The following is a 17,480-nucleotide window of genomic DNA, read 5'->3' on the forward strand; positions in this document are numbered from 1 at the left end:
CGGCCGCACAGCCGGAGCTTGCGCTCCGGGCTCACGGAGATCCCTCACTCTTTCGTCAATGCCTCGTCCAGGTTGAGCACGGCCCGGGCGGCGAGGGTCCAGGCGGCCAGGTCGTTCGCTCCGGCAGCGTCCGCGGGGCCGTGGGTGATCTCGGCGGCGTCCAGTTCGTCGGCGTCGATCCGGGTTCGCTGTGCCGCGGCGAACCGCACGATGGCGTCCCGCTCCGCCGGGCTCGGCGGGCGGGTCAGCACGATCCGGAACAGGCGGTCCGCCCGCTCGGCGGGGTCGTCGGTCGCCTCCGTCACTCGGGCCGCCAGACCGCGGGCGTATTCGAGGAACATCCCGTCGTTGAGCAGCGTGAGCGCCTGGAGCGGGGTGTTGCTGCGGTCGCGGACGGCGGCGCAACGCTCCCCGCTGGGGGCGTCGAACACGGCGTAGGCGGCGAACGGGGCGGTGCGCTTGCTGAACGTGTACACGCTGCGGCGGAAGCGGTCCGGGCCGACGGCCGGGGTCCACTTGAAGCCCCCGTAGGCGAGGTCCGTCACGCTGCTGGGCTGCGGCGGCATCACCGGCGGACCGCCGAGGCGTTCCACCAGCAGGCCGCTGGCGGCGAGGGCGGAATCGCGGACCAGCTCCGCCTCCAACCGGTGCCGCGGGCCGCGGGCCAGCAGTTCGTTGTGCGGGTCGGCCGCGGCCTGCTCCGGGGTGACGGCGGAACGCTGCCGGTAGGTCGCGCTGGTGACGATCAGCCGGTGCAGCGCCTTCACGTCCCACGCCCCGACCTCCCCCGCCCCGCCGTCCCCGTCGCGGAAGCGGACGGCCAGCCAGTCGAGCAGTTCCGGGTGCGTCGGCGGCGGGGACTGCGTGCCGAAGTCGGCCGCGTCCGGCAGGAAGCCGGCGCCGAAGAAGGCCGCCCAGGCCCGGTTCACCGCGACCCGGGCCGCCAGCGGGTTGGCGTCGCTGACCAGCCAGCGGGCCAGCGCCAGCCGGTCGGTCACGTTTCCCCCGTCGGGTTTCCCGTCGGACGACGCCAGGAACGCCGGCACGCCGCCGGTCACCGGTTCGCGGGGGTCGGTGTATTCGCCGCGGTGGTGGCGGAAGGTGGGCCGGGGGAAGTCGTCGGGACGCTCGGCGAAGGTCAGCGTGCGGACCGGCTCCGGCTGCCGATCCCGCAGCGCCGCGATCGGTTTGCGGGCCTCCTCCAACTCCGGCGCCGTGCGGGCGAACAGCCGCCGCAGGTCGTCTCGCGTCGCCTCGGTCGGCGGCTCCCCCGAGGCGAGGGCCGCCTCCAACGAGTGCGGCAACGGCGAGGCCAGCGGGGCCGGGTCCGCGGTGAAGGCGACGCGGAACCGCCCCAGCGAGGCCGCGAAGTGCCGTTCATGCAGCATGGAAAGGTCCAACGTGCCGGTCGCCGGGACCGGTTTCTCGAAGGCCAGCACGAGCCGGCCCTCCACGCCGGTTTCGCCCAGGCCCCACGCGCTGGTGGAGTCGCCGTCGATCGCCTGTCCCGCCTTGCCGCCCCGTTCGAACGATTTGCCCACCCCCTCGGCGCTGGCGGAGGCGCCGGCGAACGCGACCGGCTCCCCGTCCCGTTCCGCGGTCACCTCCGAGAGCGAGAACGTCCCCGCCCGCCCCTCGTAGAACACCCGCCCCGGCCCGCCGGCCGGCAGGCGTTCGTCCGGCAGAGCTTCGATCCGCAGCCCGGTGATCGGGCCGGGCAGATCGAGGGCGTCCAGGTCGAACGTCAGTTCGAACAGGTCCCGCTTGGTGATGTCGCCGGTGGAGAACACGGAGCCGTCCTCCAACACGTCCAGCCGGGGCGAGTTGGACGTGGCGGAGGTCGGCGCCGCGATCCGCCAGTCCGTCGCGGCGGCGGTGCGTTGGTCGCCCCATGCCGCAAACGCTTTGTCGAACGCCTCGGCCCCGCCGGGGAACTGGTTCGGCAGGGCGGCTTCGAGGGCGTCGGCCTCCGCGGCGAGGCGGGCCCGCTCGGCGTCCACCGCGGGGTCCGGCAGGGCGATCGTGAGGTTGTCCGCGTTGTTCAGCAGGGCGAACAGGCGGTAGTAGTCCGTGTGGGTGATCGGGTCGTATTTGTGCGTGTGGCACTGGGCGCACTCAGTGGACAGGCCAAGCCACACGACCCCCGTCACGCCCACCCGGTCCACGACCGCCTCGTGTCGGAACTGGAGCGGGTCGATGCCGCCCTCCTCGTTCAGCATCGTGTTCCGATGGAACCCGGCGGCGATCTGCCCGTCGATCCCCGCCCCCGGCAGCAGGTCGCCGGCGAGTTGGAGGACGCTGAACTCGTCGTAGGGCAGGTTCGCGTTGAGGGCCCGGATCACCCAGTCGCGATAGGGCCAGATGGGGCGTTCGCGGTCCTTCTCGTAGCCGTTGGTGTCCGAGTAGCGGGCGAGGTCCAGCCAGCGGCGGGCCCAGCGTTCGCCGTAGCGGGGAGAGGCGAGCAGGCGGTCGACGAATCGCTCGTAGGCGTCCGGGGCCGGGTCGGCGGCGAGGGCGTCCGCCTCCGCCGGCGTCGGCGGCAAGCCAGTGAGGTCCAGCGCGACCCGCCGCGCCAGCGTCCGCCGATCCGCCGGAGCCGAGCGGGTCAGACCATGCGTCGCCAGCTTGGCGTCGACGAACCGGTCAATTGGGTTCCGCGGCGGCTCCGGTCCGCCTTCGGTCGGTTCCTGCGTCTCGGCGCGCGGGATCTCCGAAGCCACCGGCGGCACGAACGCCCAATGGGGCTCGTAGTCGGCGCCGGCCTCGATCCAACGTTGTAGAGCGGCGACCTCCGCGGCGTTCAGCGGCGGGCCGGCCTCCGGCGGGGGCATCACTGTGTATTCGTCCTCCGCCGTGACGCGGGCGAGGATCTCCGGGCCGGCGGCGTGGCCGGGTTCGTCCAACCGCAGGCCGCTCTCGTTCGCCTCCTCGTCCGGGCCGTGACAGGCGAAGCACCGCTTCGCCAGCAGCGGGCGGATCGTGCGTTGGAAGCTGACACGGCTCCCCGGTTCGCCGGCGCCGGTCGGCGGCGCGTCCCTCTCCGCGGGTCCGGCGAACAGCGCGGCGGCGAGCAACAGCGAGACGGGCATGGGCGGCCGGTCCCCTCGGAGGGTTCGGAACGGATCAACGCCGGCGATTGTAGGCGACGGCCCCGCCCCCCGTTACCCTCGGCCGGCTCGCCCCGTCTTTCGGAACGCCTCCATGACGCTCGCCCCGCTGCTTTGCTCGCTGCTCGCGCTCGGTCCCGTGCCCGGGGACGCGCCGCCGACCGGCGCCGGCGAACCGAGGGAATCCGAGACGAAACGGCCGCCGAACGTGATCGTCATTTTCTGCGACGATCTGGGCTGGGGCGATCTGGCCTGCTTCGGGCACCCCACGATCGCCACCCCGCATTTGGACGATCTGGCCGAGCGGGGGATGCGGTGGACGCAGTTTTATTGCGCCGCCCCCGTCTGCACGCCCAGCCGGGCCGGCCTGCTGACCGGCCGCATCCCGGTCCGCAGCGGCACGATGCAGAGCGACGCGAAGGGCAGCCGCCGGGTGCTGTTCCCCGACTCCGCCGGCGGCCTGCCGCAGAGCGAGGTGACGATCGCCGAGGTCCTCAAACCGCAGGGCTACGCCACCGCCTGCGTGGGCAAGTGGCACCTCGGCCACCTGCCCCAATACCTGCCGACGGCCCAAGGCTTCGACTACTACTTCGGCATCCCCTACAGCAACGACATGGACCGCCTCGGCGGCGACAAGCGGGCCAAGAACCCCTCCGGCTCGGAGAACTACAACGTCCCCCTGCTCCGCTCCACGGCCGAGGGCGAGGTCGAAACGGTGGAGCGGCCGGCCGACCAGAAAACGATCACCCGCCGCTATGGCGAGGAGGCGGCGCAATTTATTGAGGCGAACGCGGACGGGCCGTTCTTCCTGTATCTGGCCCACAATATGCCGCACATCCCGCTGTTCGCCCCGGACGAGGTCCGCGGCGAGAGCCCCCGCGGGCTGTACGGGGACGTGGTCACGGAGATCGACCGCTCCGTCGGCGCCGTGGTGCAGGCGGTGCGGGAGGCGGGGATCGAAGAGGACACCCAAATCTGGTTCACCAGCGACAACGGTCCCTGGCTGTCGTTCCAGCAGGACGGCGGCTCCGCCGGCCCGCTGCGGGGCGGCAAGGGCGGCACTTTCGAAGGCGGCGTGCGGGTGCCGACGATTTGCTGCCAGCCCGGCACGGTGCCGGCCGGCGTGGTGCAGCGGGGCCTCGGCAGCACGCTAGACTTCCTGCCCACCTTCGCCGCGCTGGCCGGGGCCGACCTGCCGGAGGGCGTGACGCTGGACGGCGTGGATCTCACTCCCGCCCTCACCGGCGACACGCCGGAGGGCGAGAGCCCGCGGACGGAGCAGTTTTATTGGCGGCAGGGCGACCTGTACGCCGTCCGCCGCGGCCCTTGGAAGGCCCACTTCATCACCAACGGCGAGTACGGCACGGGCTACGGCGTGCCCAACAAGCGGGTCGAGCTGGAGACCCCGCTGCTTTACAACCTCGATCAGGACCCGGAGGAGCGGTACGACGTCGCCAGGAACCACCGGAAGATCGTCGAGGAACTGACGCAGCTCGCCGACGCCCACCGCGAGGGCATGACCCGCGGCGAAGACGTCACCGCCGCCCGGCTGTCGAAGAACTGAGACGCCGGCCCCTCACACCCCCCGCCGGTCGCCCCAGCGGGCCACGTGCAGCCGCGGGCCGAAGCGGAAGCCGAGGGCCTCCGCCAGAGCCCGCACCCGCGGGGCGAGCCGTTCGTACTCCGCCGCGGTGCGGGCCTGCGGCATCAGGAACACGCGGGAACGGCCGGCGTCGCGGCCGACGTTGTGGTCGGCGAGCCAACGCTCGATCTCCGGCAGGTCGCCGGGGCCCTCGACCACGAATTTCAGTTGATAGTCGAATTCCGACAACAACCGGGCGACGACCGCCGGGGCGTCGCGGGTCGCCTCGTGGCGGGCGGCCCATCGCCCGTCCGGCGTGCTGTTGGAGAGTTTGGGGGAGAGCGAAATCAAATCCGCGGCGACCGGCCGGAAGACGGTGCCGGCGGTTTCGATCGTGACGTGCCGACCGGCCGCCCGCAGGGCCTCCGTCAGCGGGACGACGCCCGGCGTCAGCAGCGGCTCGCCGCCGGTGAGGACCACGTGCTCGCAGTCCTCGTTCAAAATGCGTTCGGCGAGGTCGTCCACCGCGACCCGCTCGCCGCGTTCGGGGGCGTGGGAGGTGTAGGGCGTGTCGCACCACCGGCAGCGCAGATTGCAGCCGATGGTGCGGACGAACAGGCTGTCCGTCCCGGCGAGTTCCCCCTCGCCCTGGATGCTGCGGAACACCTCGGACAGACGCAGCGACGGGGCCGCGAGCGTTCTTACGAACTCAGACATTAGGACGGGCCGCGTACGGCGCCGGGTCCGTCGCCCCCGCCGCTTTAAAGCCGGCCAGTCGCAAGCGGCAACTGTCGCATCGCCCGCAGGCTTGGCCGTCGACAGGGTCGTAGCAGGAATGCGTCAGGCCGTAGTCGACGTTCAGCGACAGGCCGAGGCGGATGATCTCCGCCTTCGTCAGGTCGATCAGCGGGGCGTGGACGGAGAACCGGTCCCCCTCCACGCCGGCCTTGGTGGCGAGGTTCGCCAGCGTCTCGAACGCCTGCAAAAACTCCGGGCGACAGTCGGGATAGCCGGAGTAGTCGACGGCGTTCACGCCGACGTAAATATCCCGCGCCCCCAACACCTCGGCCCAGCCGAGGGCGACGGACAGAAAGACCGTGTTGCGGGCCGGGACGTAGGTGACCGGGATCTCCGCCGCCATCGCCGCCTCCTCGCGGTCCTTCGGCACTTCCAAATCCGAGGTGAGGGCGGAGCCGCCGAACTGGGACAGGTTCAGGGCGACGGTTTCGTGTCGGACGGCGCCGCCGGCGTCGGCGACGCGGCGGGCGGCCTCCAATTCCTGCCGGTGCCGTTGGCCGTAGTCGAAGGAGAGGGCGTGCGGGGCGAAGCCGTCGCGCACGCAGCAGGCGAGTGCCGTGGCGCTGTCCAGCCCGCCGGACAGCAGCACCACCGCGGGGGGAGCCTGTCCGGCCGTGGCGTCACTCATCGTTCGCTCCCAGCCGCTTGAGGTAGGCGGTCCGCAGTTTGTCGACCCGGCGGCGGTTCGCTCCCAGATCGCTGCGGCCGACGCGGCTGGAACTGCGAAGGTGAATCACGCCGCCCCGGTCGTCCCGGCGGGCGAACAGGTCGTCGGGGAACCGCAACACGGGCGTGCGGACGACGGCGTGCAGCACGGTCCCGGTATCGGACTTGAGCGCGCCGCCGAGGTCCTCGACGATTGTCTTCTTCAGCACGCCCCACGCTGCGGCGGGGTCGCCGTGGACCGGCAGCGGGTCGACGCGGCGGGCCTCCGGCGTGGCCTCCTCGCTGCACACGCAGTTCGGCGTCTTCGGGCAGACCGGCAGCGGCTCCTCGGGGGAGAGGCCGGAGACGTCGGGGACGGCGGCGGAGAGCAGCGACCAGATCATGGCCTGCAAGGGTGACCGGCCGCCGGGCGGAATCAAGGCCGAGACGGCCCCCGGCGTTCCACCCCCGGGCGGGCCGGTCGTGCGGGGCCGGCGGTCCGAACGCGCCCGACGGCCGGCCGGGCGCCGATGCCTGAGAGGCTCGTTCCCCCCGCTTCGCCCCCGCCGTGCCGAAAGTCGCCCGCACCAGCGCCGAATCCCCGGACGCCCCCGCCGGCTCGCCCCGGCCCGCCGACGGTCCCGCCCCCTCCCGCCTGCGGCGGGTCGCGGGGTGGTTCTTCACGCCCCGCCGGTTGCTGATCGCCGGGCTGCTGCCGCTGGTCGCGATCCTCGTTCCCTGGACGATCAAGCAGTTGCCGGACCTGTCGGCCCGGGAGGAATACCGGCTGACGGCCGACCGGGTGCGGCTGGAGCCCCCGCCGCCGCTGGCCGTGCCGTCGAACGTCGTGGCCCAGGTGCTCGGCGAGGAGCCGGCCAGCATCCTGGAGGACGGGCTGGCGGAGCGGCTGGCGGAGGGCTTCGCCAAGCATCCCTGGGTGGCGGGGGTGGAGCGGGTCGAGGTGCTCTCGCCCGCCGCGGCGGTGGTGCGACTGAGCTACCGGGCCCCCGCCGCCGCGGTCGCCGCCGGCGACGGCCTGTACCCGATCGACGCGAACGGCGTGCTGCTCCCCCCCGCGGACTTCACCCGCCCGGCGGCCGACGCCCTGCCGCGCGTCGGCGGGATCGAATCCACGCCCGGCCCGGCCGGCACGGTCTGGCCGGACCCGGCGGTGACCGGCGCCGCGGCAATCTGCGCCGCCTTGGCGCACGACTGGGACAAACTGGACCTCGCCGGCGTCCGCCCGCTGGACGCCAGCGGCGAGCGGTTCTGGGAACGCGTCCGTGGCGCCCCGGGCGCCGCTGACGGCGATGAACCGAGCGAACCCGTCGGCGACCCGCGATTCGAACTCGTCACCCGGGCCGGCTCCCGCATCCTGTGGGGCCGCCCGCCCGGGACGACGCACCCGGGCGAGTTGGCGACGGACACCAAACGCCTGCGGCTGACCCGGGACCTCGCCGGCGTGCTGGCCGGCGAACGCACCCGCGGGCCGGAGTGGGCCGACCTGACGGCCTGGGACGGCGTCTACCACCTGCCGCTCCGCACGGCGATGCAGCCGCGCACGCCCCGCCGGTAATCTCAACGGCATGCCGGACTCCCCCCTGCCGCCGCGTCGCCCCCGCCGCCCGCCGGACGAGCGCCCCGCCCCGCCCCGTAAGCGAAAGAAGGCGTCGCGGCGGAGCCGTTCGTCCTCCAACGCCACCGTATGGTGGTGGATCGGCGGGCTGGCCGGCGGCGGGGTTCTGCTCGCGCTGCTTTGCTGCGGCGGGCTGCTGGTCGCGGTCAATCAGCGGATCGAGGCGGAGGGCCGCGCCCGGTTGGAGCAGGCCCGACAGCGGGCCGCGTCCGGCGAAACGCTCGCCGAGGCCGTCGCCGGCTTCAACACGATTCTCGGAGCGCCCGGCCCGTACGCGGGACCGCCGGAGCCGCCGCCGCCAGGGGCGGCGTTCGCCCTGGTGAGCTACCCGGCCCCGGTCGGCGCCCTGCCGGCGTACCTCACCACGGAGGTCGCCGAGGGGACGATCGCCCCGAACGCCCGCCGCCCGGCGATCGTCTGGCTGACCGGCGGCGACTGCAACACGATCGGCCCCGTCTGGGAGCCGGGGCCGCCGGAGAACGATCAGACCGCCAGCGCCTTCCGCGAGGCGGGCGTCGTGATGCTGTTCCCCTCCCTCCGCGGCGGCAACGCCAACCCCGGCCGCCGGGAAGGCTTCCTCGGAGAGGTCGAGGACGTACTCGCCGCCGCGGAGTTCCTCGCCGCCCAGCCGGGGGTCGATCCGAACCGCATCTACCTTGGCGGGCACAGCACCGGCGGCACGCTGGCGGCGCTGGTCGCGGAGCGGTCTGACCGCTTCCGGGCCGCCTTCGCCTTCGGTCCGGTCTTCGACGTCCGCGACTACGGCGGGGACTACCTGTACCACGTTCCTTGGAACGACGAGCGGGAGGCGCTGGTCCGCTCCCCCGGCTACTGGCTGAAGGACGTGCGGGCGCCGCTGTTCCTGATCGAGGGCGCCGGCGGCAACGCGGACTCGCTCCGGCAGCTGGAACGGGCGAACGACAACCCGCGGGTGCGGGCGTTCGTGGTCCCGAACGCCGACCACTTCGACGTGCTGGCCCCGGCGAACGCGGTCCTCGCGGAGAAGATCCTGGCCGACGACGGCCCGACGTGCGACATCGCCCTCACCGCGGCGGAGTTGGCCGGCCGCTGAGGCCGCCGGCGCTCGGAATCGGCCGCGTATACCAGCCCGATGCGCGAGCATCGGCCGTCGGCGCAGCCGTCGGGTCGAGGGACGCACGGCCGGAGCTTGCGCTCCGGGCTGGTACGATTGAGTGGGCTTACGCAGCCCGCAGGGCGGCGTTGATCCTGTGGCAGAGCACGGCGGTGCGGTGGCCGGCCTGGGCGGGGGCGAACAGCGTTTCCTTCCCGGCGAGCGACCGCAGGAAGTTCACGTGGTGCGAGGCGGTCCGGCCGAGGTCCACGTCGACCTCCGTCTCCAACAGCGAGGCGGGATCGGCCGTCGTCGCCCCGCCGTGAACGGCGACGAAGAGTTCGCCCTTCTCCCCGACGAACCGCACGCCGCGTTCGCCCTCGGTCGTGCCGACGTAGTCCGGGCCGCTGGGGAAGGTCACGCGGAAGTCGTACCGCATGGGGGCGTCGTAGAAGGCGCCGGGGCGGTCGCCGCCGGTTCCGGTGACGGAGACCGGTTCCCAGTCCTCGGCGTCGTCGCGGCCGGTGGCCAGTTGGGCGATGTCGAGGATGTGAGCGCCGCGGTCGGTGATCTCGCCGGCCCCGAAGGCGCTGACGAACCGCCACCAGAAGTGCGGCCCGGCCTGCGGCATCCAACCGGGGAGCTGCGGGTCGACGGCCTTCATATCCGGCCAGGTCGCCGGGCCGGCGGCGGCGGCGGTCGACTCGCCCAGCCACATCGCGTAGTCGAGCGACGACGGCGGAGGGACCGTCGGATCCGAGGCTTCGGTCGCGGCGACGGCCCGGTGGTGGGTCTGCTCCGTGGGCATGTGCAGGACGATCTCTTTCAATTCGCCCAGCGCCCCGCCGCGGACCAATTCGCAGGCCCGCCGCACTTTATCGTTGCTGCGTTCGTGACTGCCGACCTGCAACGGCACGTCGTTCCGCCGGGCCGCGGCGAGGATCGCGTCGCAGTCGGCCACGCTGTTCGCCAGCGGTTTTTCGCAGTACACGGCCAGCCCCGCGTCGGCGGCGGCGATGGAGGCCGGGGCGTGCTGGTGGTCGGGCGTGGCGACGATGACCGCGTCCAGATCCTTCCCGACCGCCTCCAGCAGCGCCGCGTGGTTCTCGAACGCCTGGCACTCGGCGCCGCCGCCGTTGAGGGAGTTCGCCAACGCGACGGCGTCGGCGGTGCGGGCGGAATCCGCGTCGCACACCGCGATCGCCCGGACCGGCCCCACGTCGGCGGCCTTGGCGGCCTCGAACATCTGCGTGAGGTTGTGCCGCCCCTGCCCGCCGCAGCCGATCAGGGCGAGGTTCGTCACGCCGTCCGCCCGCTTCGCCTCCCCCGGGGCGAGGGCGGCCCGGGCGGATTTGGAGAGCCCGGCGACGGCGGCCGCCGCGGCGGAGGTTCCGAGAAAGAAGCGACGACTGGCGGACACGAGCGACCTCGGCAGAACGACAACGGACGGCAAACGAGCGGCGGCGTCTGGAAATTACCGGCCCCCGTCGCCGCACGCAATCGGCGGGGTCGATCCGTTCGGCGGTCCGACGCCGCGTCAGGCCGTCGCCTTGGCCATTTCGGATTCGTAGCTGATGCCGTAGCGCTTCATCTTCTTATAAAGCGTGGTGCGATTAATCCCCAGCGTGGCGCTGGTGTCCTGTCGGTTCCAGCCGTGGGCGTGCAGGGCTTCGAGGATGATGTCCCGTTCCGCCGGGGCCATCGCCTTCTTGAGCCCCCCGGCGACGGCGGCGTGCGGACGGTGGGACGGATCGTCCCGCTTCAGGCTTTCGGGCAGGTCGGCGACGGTGATCGTCTCGCCGCGGGTGAGGACCACGGCCCGCTCCACGACGTTGACCAATTCCCGCACGTTGCCCGGCCAGGCGTGCCGCTGCATGAGCCGCATCGCCTCCGGGTCGATGGCGGTCACGTTTTTGCCGGTCTGCTCGCGGAACAATTTGAGGTAGTGCTCCGCGAGCAGGGGGATGTCGCCGATCCGCTCCCGCAGCGCCGGCTGGGTGAGGGTGATGACGTTAATTCGATAATAGAGATCCTCGCGGAACTCCCCGGCGGCGACCATTTTTTCGAGGTCGGCGTTCGTGGCGAGGACCAGCCGCACGTCGACCTTATGCGTTTTCGTCCCGCCGACCGGTTCGAACTCCCGGTCCTGCAACGCCCGCAGAAGTTTCACCTGCAAGCGGGGGCTGGCGGTGGCGATCTCGTCGAGGAACAGGGTGCCGCCGTTGGCCAGCAGGAACTTGCCCTCTTTGTCGTTGGTGGCGCCGGTGAAGGCGCCTTTGACGTGGCCGAACAATTCGCTTTCCAGCAGATTTTCCGGCAGGGCCCCGCAGGCGACCTCGACGAACGGCCCGCCGCTGCGATCGCCGGCGGCGTGCAGGGCCCGGGCGGTCATCGTCTTGCCGGTGCCGCTCTCCCCGAGGATGAGCACCGTGGTGCGGGTGTCGGCGACGGATTCGATTAATTCGAACATCCGCTGCATCCGGTAGTCCCGACCGATAATCCGGCCGAGGCCGTGCCGCTCGTTGAGTTGCGCTTTGAGGTTTTTATTCTCCGCCTCCACCTTGCGGGCGGCGAGGGCCTTCCGCAACGAAAGCAGCAGTTCCTCGTAGATCAGCGGCTTGGTGAGGTAGTCCGCGGCGCCCTCCTGAATCGCCTCGACGGCGCTCTCGATCGTGCCGTAGCCGGTGAGCAGCAGCACGGCGAGGTCCGGGTAGTTCTCCCGGGCGTATTCGAGGAAGCCGAAGCCGTCCCCGTCCGGCAGGCAGACGTCGCAGACGACGGCGTCGAATTTCGCCTCTTTGAGTCGGCGTTTGGCGGCGGCGAGGTCGGCGGCGACGTCGGCTTTGTGCCCGTGGTCGCGGAGCAGTTCCGCCATGCCTTCGCGGACGGCGTCGTCGTCTTCCACCACCAGCACGCTGCCGGTCGGATCGGGGGTCTGGGGCATCTCTGGCGCGGGATTCGGGCGCCCCCGGGCAGGCGTTCCGGCGACCTGCGCCGAAATGGTTGGGGGCCGAACGAACCTAGGTCGCCGTTGTCGGCTCGCAACGCGTCGGCGCCCGAACGTAGAGAAAACTCACCCAACGGGGCCGATTTGCCTCAAGGCCGGCGACGGGCGGCTCCTTCGCCATCGCATCACCACCGCAGAAACGCGGGCCCCTCCGTGACGACGATCGGCCCGGTCCAGGGCGCCGTGTCGCCGGCGGGGTCGTCGTCGCTGAGGCGGGTGACGGTCCTGGGGGCCGGGCCGGGCGGCGCCCAGTCGGGGACGCGGCGGTCCTCCGCGGTGGGGCTCCAGACGGCCAGCGCCCGCCGTTCGCCGTTCGGCTCGGCGAACCACATCCCCCGCACCCGGTCGTCCTCCAGGTCGCCGTCGTAGACCAGCCCGGCGAGGGCGGCCCGAGCGGCGGCGATGTGGAACCAGGAGGCCTTCGGCGGGTGGCCGTTCTCCTTCGTGCCGGTCAGCCCGCAGGTGGAAAACTTGCCGGGGCTGTCCGAGTCGACGTCCCGCAGCATGAAAATCTGCGCCCGGTCCACGCCGGCCGCGGCCAGCTCCAGCGCCGACCGCACCAGCCAGTCGCCCTGCACCTGCTCGGCGGAGAGCGAGCCGACCGCATTCGCGGACATCGGCGAGGCGGGGTGCGTGTCGTAGCCGAACTCCCCGAGATGCACCTCCACGCCGGGCAGATGCGCGTCCCGCCAAGCCGTGATCTCCTTCACCCGGCGCCGCAGTCCGTCCTCCTCCGGCGGGAGCCCATGCCCGGCCTCCCGGCCGGAGGCGTCCAGCGCCCGGCAGTAGTAGTGCACCGCGATCGCGTCCGCCGGGAACGAGCCGTCCCGGTACAGGTCGCACCACAGTTTGATTGCCTTGAGCCCCTCCAAATCCAGCGCCACGAGCCCGCCGAGGACCAGGCCGAAGTCCGGATCCGCGTCCTTCACGCCGTGCCCCGGGCCCAGCGCGCCCTGGTGGCCGTCGTAGTCGGCGCTGGTCATCGCGGCCAATTCCCACGGGCTGAAATAGGCCGCCCGCCCCTCCCAGGTGCGGTTCGGTTCGTTCCAATTCTCAATGTCGCCGACCAACCCGAGTCCGGAGACCCGCGGCTGGCCCGGCTCCAACCGCAACCGCTCGTCCGCCACCTCCCGCCCGCCGTAGCGGGCGGCGTATTGAAACAGGTGGGCGGCGTGCTCCCGATAGCTGGCGGGCGATTCGGCGTCGGCGCCGGGGGGCACGGGTTTCTCCGCCCCGCTCGGCGGTTCCGCGGAGCCTTCGAGGTCGAAGGCCGCCTCAGCCGTGCCCTGCATCACCGGGGCCGGACGGGAGCCGGCGGCGTTCAACTCGCGATAGAACCGGTCGAAGTCCCACGCCCAGGTTCCGGTGTCGTTGCGGACGGCGCTGGGGCTGAAGGCGATTCGTGCGTCCGGCTCGCCGGTTTCCACCACGTCCCACTGCCAGGAGTGGTACTCCCGCACCGTGCCGGCGACCGGCGCCAGCCGCTCCACCGGGTCGTCGATGAACCCGTTGACGCCCAGCAGCCGATCGAACGGCGCCGGCTCCACCGGTTCGGCGTCGGCCGTCGCGGCGTCCGCCGTCTCCACCGGGGCGTCCCCCGCGGGGCGGCCGTAGAGAACCATCTCCGCCACCGACCCGCCCGGCGAGCCGACGACGACCATCACGTACCGGGCCTGTCCGGACAGTTCCCCGACGGACCAGGCGTTGTACTTCTTGAGGTCGTCGGTGAGCAGCGTCCGCCAGCCGTGGTTGGCGTCCTCCCGGTTCGCCGAGTCGAACAGGCGGATTTCGAACGGGCCGTCGCCGGAGACGTCGAACCAGGCGGCGCCGGTCAGGTCGTGCGGCCGGCCGAGGTCGATGACCGTGCGGGCGGGGAAGTAGAGGTCCTGATTGATCCAGCCCAGTTCGTAGGCCGACGACGGCGTGCCGCCGGCGCCGGCCCGCGGGTCGCCGGCATCCTCCTGCTCGTCGATCAACCGGGGGCCGAGGCCGCGACCGGTCAGGTCGTAAACGGTCGCCGACGCCAACGGCAGTTTCTCCCCCGCGTCCCCCGCGGTCGGCAGGCAGAGGGCGAGCAGCAGGGCGGGACAAGACATGGGCGAATCCGCGGGCGAGCGAGCGTCGAATCGGTCAACGCTAATCGGACGCGCAAACCCCCGCCAGTCGCCGCTATCGTGCTCTCCCTCCACCGCCCCGCCCTGCTCAAGTCTGCCAATGTCGTTGCGCGCTGTTTCGCTCCTCCTCGCAGGAGCGGCCTGCCTGCTCGCCCTGCCCGCGGCCCCGGCTCAGGAGCAGACGCCGGAGAACCCCTACGCCGTCGTTCCCGACGCCGCCCCGCCGGTGTATCACGTCCGCTACGAGGCGTCGGAGGAGCCGGGCGCGCTGCGATATCCGGTGCAGTACACGGTGTGGATTCCGCCGGGAGTCGAGATGCTGCGGGGGGTGATCGTGCATCAGCACGGCTGCGGGACGGGCTCCTGCAGGTCCGGGCTGACGGGGGCGTTCGATCTGCACTGGCGGGCGTTGGCGGCGGCCCACGACTGCGCCCTGCTCTCCCCGGCCTACGAGCAACCGGAGGGGGCCGACTGCCGGGCCTGGTGCGATCCGCGGAACGGCTCGGCCGATACGTTTCTCAAGGCGCTGCACGATCTCGGAACGGCGTCCGCTCATCCGGAGTTGGCGGAGGTCCCCTGGGCGCTGTGGGGGCACAGCGGCGGGGGCGTGTGGGCCGGCGGGATGACGTTGCTCCATCCGGACCGCGTCGCGGCGGCGTGGCTCCGCTCCGGCGTGCCCCTGGCGGAGAAGGACGAGAACCGCCCGGAGCTGCCCCCGTACACGCTGCCCGAGGCGGCGCTGGGCGTGCCGATCGTCTGCAACCTCGGCACGAAGGAGGGCGTGACCGTCACCGACGGACGGTTCTCCGGGGTCTGGCCGAAGAACGAGACGTTCTTCCACGCCGTCCGCGGGGCCGGCGGGCTGATCGCCACGGCGATCGACCCGAAGACCAGCCACGAGTGCGGCAACCAGCGCTACCTCGCGATCCCCTGGTTCGACGCCTGCCTCTCGAACCGGCTGCCGGAAACCGCCGGAGAACCGCTCCGCCCGATGCCGACCGGCGACGCCCACCTCGCCGATCTGCGGGGGACGACGGCCGTGCCCGAGGAGGACTACGACGGCGATCCGGCCGCGGCGAATTGGCTGCCGAACGCGGAGGTCGCCCGGCGGTGGGAGCAATACGTGACGACCGCCGACGTCGCCGACGCCACGCCCCCGCCGGCCCCGACGAACGTCCGCATCGAGGACGGCGCCCTCCGCTGGGACGCCGCGGCGGACCTGCAAAGCGGCGTGCGGCAGTTCCTGATCGAACGGGACGGCGAACCGCTCGCCCAGGTCCCGCAGACGCCGACGAACCCCTTCGGCCGGCCGCTGTTCCAGGGGCTGCAATACAGCGACACGCCCCTCCAACCGCTGCGGCGGACGGAGTTCGACCTGCCGTCCGGCGCCCCGGCCGACGCGGCTTATACGGTGCGGACGGTGAACACGGTCGGCCTGTCCTCCGAGCCCGCCGCCCCGGCGAAGTAACGGCGATTCGCCAAGTACCAGCCCGATGCGCAAGCATCGGCCGTCGGCCCCCCATTGACGTAAACGACGCACGGCCGGAGCTTGCGCTCCGGGCTCACAACGCCGTGCCGACCGCGACGGCCCCTCAGGCCAGCAGGCCGTGGACGACGTGGGCCGGTTCGACGCCGGTCAGCCGCACGTTCAGGCCGCCGGCGTTGACGGCGAGGCGTTCGTGGTCCAGTCCCAGGCAGTGCAACAGCGTGGCGTGCAGATCGTGCACCCCGACCGGGTCCTTCACGATCGAGAAGCCCAGTTCGTCCGTCTCGCCGTAGGTCAGCCCCGGTTTGATCCCGCCGCCGGCCAGCCAGATTGAGGCGCAGCCGGGGTGGTGGTCTCGCCCGGCGACGCGGCCGAGCGCGGCGCTGGTCTCCACCATCGGGGTGCGGCCGAACTCCCCGCCCCAGATCACCAGCGTGTCCTCCAGCAGGCCCCGCCGCTTCAGGTCCGCGACGAGGGCGGCGCTGGCCTGATCGGTCTTCTTCGCCTGGGTCGTCACCCCGCCCTTCACGTCGGAGTGGTGGTCCCAGCCCTCGTGGTAGACCTGAATGCACCGCACGCCCCGCTCCGCCATCCGGCGGGCCAGCAGGCAGTTGTTGGCGAACTGCTTGGAGCCGTCGCCGGGGTCGGCCCCGTAGAGGTCCATCGTCTCCTGCGTCTCGCCGGAAAGGTCCGTCAACTCCGGGGCGGCGGACTGCATGCGGAAGGCCATCTCGTAGGCGTCGATGCGAACGTCGATCTCCGGATCGCCCACCTCCTGCCTGTGGCGGCGGTTCAACTCGCCGATGAGGTCCAGGCTCTCCCGCTGGGCCCGCCGGTCCACCCCCGGCGGCCGGGCGACGTGCAGGATCGGGTCGCCGGAGCTGCGGAAGGGCACCCCCTGATGGGAGCCCGGCAGCACGCCGGCGCCCCACATCGCCGCCCCGCCGGACAGGTTCCCGCCGCTGGAGAGCACTACGAACGCCGGCAGGTCGTCGGCCTCGCTGCCGAGCCCGTAACTCAGCCACGAGCCCATGCTCGGCCGGCCGGGCAGATTGTGCCCGGTGTTCATCAGCAACTGGGCCGGGGCGTGATTGAACTGGTCCGTGTGAACCGTCTTCACCACGGCGATGTCGTCCGCGACTTGCGCCAGGTGCGGCAGGGCGCTGGAGAGTTCGATCCCGCTCTCGCCGTGCCTGGCGAACGGGAACTGCGGTTCGAGGACCGCGGCGTCCGGCTGGATGAAGGCCAGCCGCAGACCGTCGGTGACCGACTTCGGCATCGGGGAGCCGGCCCGCTTCGCCAGCGCCGGCTTGTAATCGAACAGTTCCAGCTGGCTGGGAGCGCCGGCCTGGAAGAGGTAGATCACCCGCTTGGCGGTCGCCGGCCGCGGCGGGAGGACGGGGGCCGCGGCGGCGGGGCGGTCCGCCCTGGCGAGCAACCCGGCGGCGATGGGAGCGAGGCCGACGCCGCAGTCGCGGAAGAAGTGTCGGCGGGTCCGGGCGGCGAGCGGGTGCATCGGCGGGGGCGACGGGCGACGGATCAACGGTTCCGGGGGCATGTTACCCGCCCCGCGGTCCCGCCGCGGCGACGGGCGGTGAGGTCGGCGGCCGTCCGACCGTCACAAGCATCAGGATCTGCCCCCGCGACGACCAGTCCGACCGTCCGCCGACCGATCCGCGGGGCGGGACGCCCGGCGGCATCGGGCCGCCCCCCGCTTCCGGCAGCCCCGCGGACTTTGGCATGGCGGGTGCACGTTTGACGCACGACGACCGAACCCCGTTCGGCCGCCCCGAATCCCATCACCTTTGATCCAGGAATTGACCATGGCGACCGCGCTCACCACCGACCGTACCGTCCGCGACACCGTCGTCGGCGTCTTCCACTCCCACGCGGAAGCCCGTCGGGCCGTGGCCGACCTGAAGAAAGCCGGCTTTACCGACGAGCAGATCGGCGTCGCCTCCCGCGATCGCGAGGGCACGTTCGCGGAGCAGAACGAAGAGACGATGGCCGAGGAAGGCGCCGTCGCCGGCGCC

The 17,480-nt window shown here is 72.3% G+C and carries 13 protein-coding genes; 5 read left to right on the plus strand and 8 right to left on the minus strand.

Going from position 1 to position 17,480, the window contains the following annotated elements; genetic code table 11:
• Positions 1 to 44: 44 nt before the first annotated feature.
• On the minus strand, positions 45 to 3,089 hold the full coding sequence (locus ACG2DA_RS10090; RefSeq protein WP_395255478.1) for a DUF1553 domain-containing protein: 3,045 nt from the start codon (positions 3,087 to 3,089) through the stop codon (positions 45 to 47).
• A gap of 112 nt (positions 3,090 to 3,201) precedes the next feature.
• On the opposite strand from ACG2DA_RS10090, the gene ACG2DA_RS10095 reads away from it, so the two are divergent.
• Positions 3,202 to 4,671: a sulfatase gene (locus ACG2DA_RS10095; RefSeq protein ID WP_395255480.1), complete on the plus strand. Its 1,470-nt coding sequence runs from the start codon at positions 3,202 to 3,204 to the stop codon at positions 4,669 to 4,671.
• A 12-nt stretch (positions 4,672 to 4,683) separates the two neighbouring features.
• Here ACG2DA_RS10095 and ACG2DA_RS10100 read toward each other — a convergent pair whose 3' ends face one another.
• The 3 genes from ACG2DA_RS10100 to ACG2DA_RS10110 are packed head-to-tail and all read right to left on the minus strand — an operon-like array spanning position 4,684 to position 6,536.
• Positions 4,684 to 5,406, minus strand: coding sequence for a 7-carboxy-7-deazaguanine synthase QueE (locus ACG2DA_RS10100; RefSeq protein WP_395255482.1), 723 nt, complete (start codon positions 5,404 to 5,406; stop codon positions 4,684 to 4,686).
• Positions 5,399 to 6,115, minus strand: a complete 717-nt coding sequence (gene queC, locus ACG2DA_RS10105) for a 7-cyano-7-deazaguanine synthase QueC (protein ID WP_395255483.1) — start codon at positions 6,113 to 6,115, stop codon at positions 5,399 to 5,401. Before queC ends, ACG2DA_RS10100 begins: the two co-directional genes overlap by 8 nt.
• Entirely contained in the window at positions 6,108 to 6,536 is a 429-nt protein-coding gene (locus ACG2DA_RS10110; protein ID WP_395255484.1) for a DUF1499 domain-containing protein, read from the minus strand. The genes queC and ACG2DA_RS10110 overlap by 8 nt, the downstream gene beginning before the upstream one ends.
• Positions 6,537 to 6,700: 164 nt before the next feature.
• Here ACG2DA_RS10110 and ACG2DA_RS10115 point away from each other — a divergent pair, with 164 nt between their 5' ends.
• Together ACG2DA_RS10115 and ACG2DA_RS10120 are read left to right on the plus strand one after the other, a co-directional pair.
• Positions 6,701 to 7,708: a hypothetical protein gene (locus ACG2DA_RS10115; RefSeq protein WP_395255485.1), complete on the plus strand. Its 1,008-nt coding sequence runs from the start codon at positions 6,701 to 6,703 to the stop codon at positions 7,706 to 7,708.
• Positions 7,709 to 7,718: 10 nt separating this feature from the next.
• The gene (locus ACG2DA_RS10120; protein ID WP_395255486.1) at positions 7,719 to 8,840 is read left to right on the plus strand and encodes an alpha/beta hydrolase family protein; all 1,122 of its coding nucleotides are present in this window, start codon (positions 7,719 to 7,721) and stop codon (positions 8,838 to 8,840) included.
• Positions 8,841 to 8,967: 127 nt separating this feature from the next.
• Here ACG2DA_RS10120 and ACG2DA_RS10125 read toward each other — a convergent pair whose 3' ends face one another.
• From ACG2DA_RS10125 to ACG2DA_RS10135, 3 genes are all read right to left on the minus strand, one after another.
• Positions 8,968 to 10,260, minus strand: coding sequence for a Gfo/Idh/MocA family protein (locus ACG2DA_RS10125; protein ID WP_395255487.1), 1,293 nt, complete (start codon positions 10,258 to 10,260; stop codon positions 8,968 to 8,970).
• A 117-nt stretch (positions 10,261 to 10,377) separates the two neighbouring features.
• Entirely contained in the window at positions 10,378 to 11,784 is a 1,407-nt protein-coding gene (locus tag ACG2DA_RS10130; protein WP_395255488.1) for a sigma-54-dependent transcriptional regulator, read from the minus strand.
• 188 nt (positions 11,785 to 11,972) lie between these two features.
• Positions 11,973 to 13,943 (minus strand): hypothetical protein, encoded by a 1,971-nt coding sequence (locus tag ACG2DA_RS10135; RefSeq protein WP_395255489.1) that lies wholly within the window; start codon positions 13,941 to 13,943, stop codon positions 11,973 to 11,975.
• 118 nt (positions 13,944 to 14,061) lie between these two features.
• Between ACG2DA_RS10135 and ACG2DA_RS10140 the strand changes: the two genes are divergently transcribed.
• Positions 14,062 to 15,429, plus strand: coding sequence for a hypothetical protein (locus ACG2DA_RS10140; protein ID WP_395255490.1), 1,368 nt, complete (start codon positions 14,062 to 14,064; stop codon positions 15,427 to 15,429).
• Between the two features lie 124 nt (positions 15,430 to 15,553).
• Here ACG2DA_RS10140 and ACG2DA_RS10145 read toward each other — a convergent pair whose 3' ends face one another.
• Positions 15,554 to 16,963, minus strand: a complete 1,410-nt coding sequence (locus ACG2DA_RS10145) for a DUF1501 domain-containing protein (RefSeq protein ID WP_395255491.1) — start codon at positions 16,961 to 16,963, stop codon at positions 15,554 to 15,556.
• A gap of 307 nt (positions 16,964 to 17,270) precedes the next feature.
• Between ACG2DA_RS10145 and ACG2DA_RS10150 the strand changes: the two genes are divergently transcribed.
• Positions 17,271 to 17,480, plus strand: a 210-nt coding sequence (locus ACG2DA_RS10150; RefSeq protein ID WP_395255492.1) for a general stress protein, incomplete at its 3' end; no start/stop codon positions are given.

This window comes from Alienimonas sp. DA493 (assembly GCF_043951915.1).
In the GTDB taxonomy this organism is placed as follows: Bacteria; Planctomycetota; Planctomycetia; order Planctomycetales; family Planctomycetaceae; genus Alienimonas.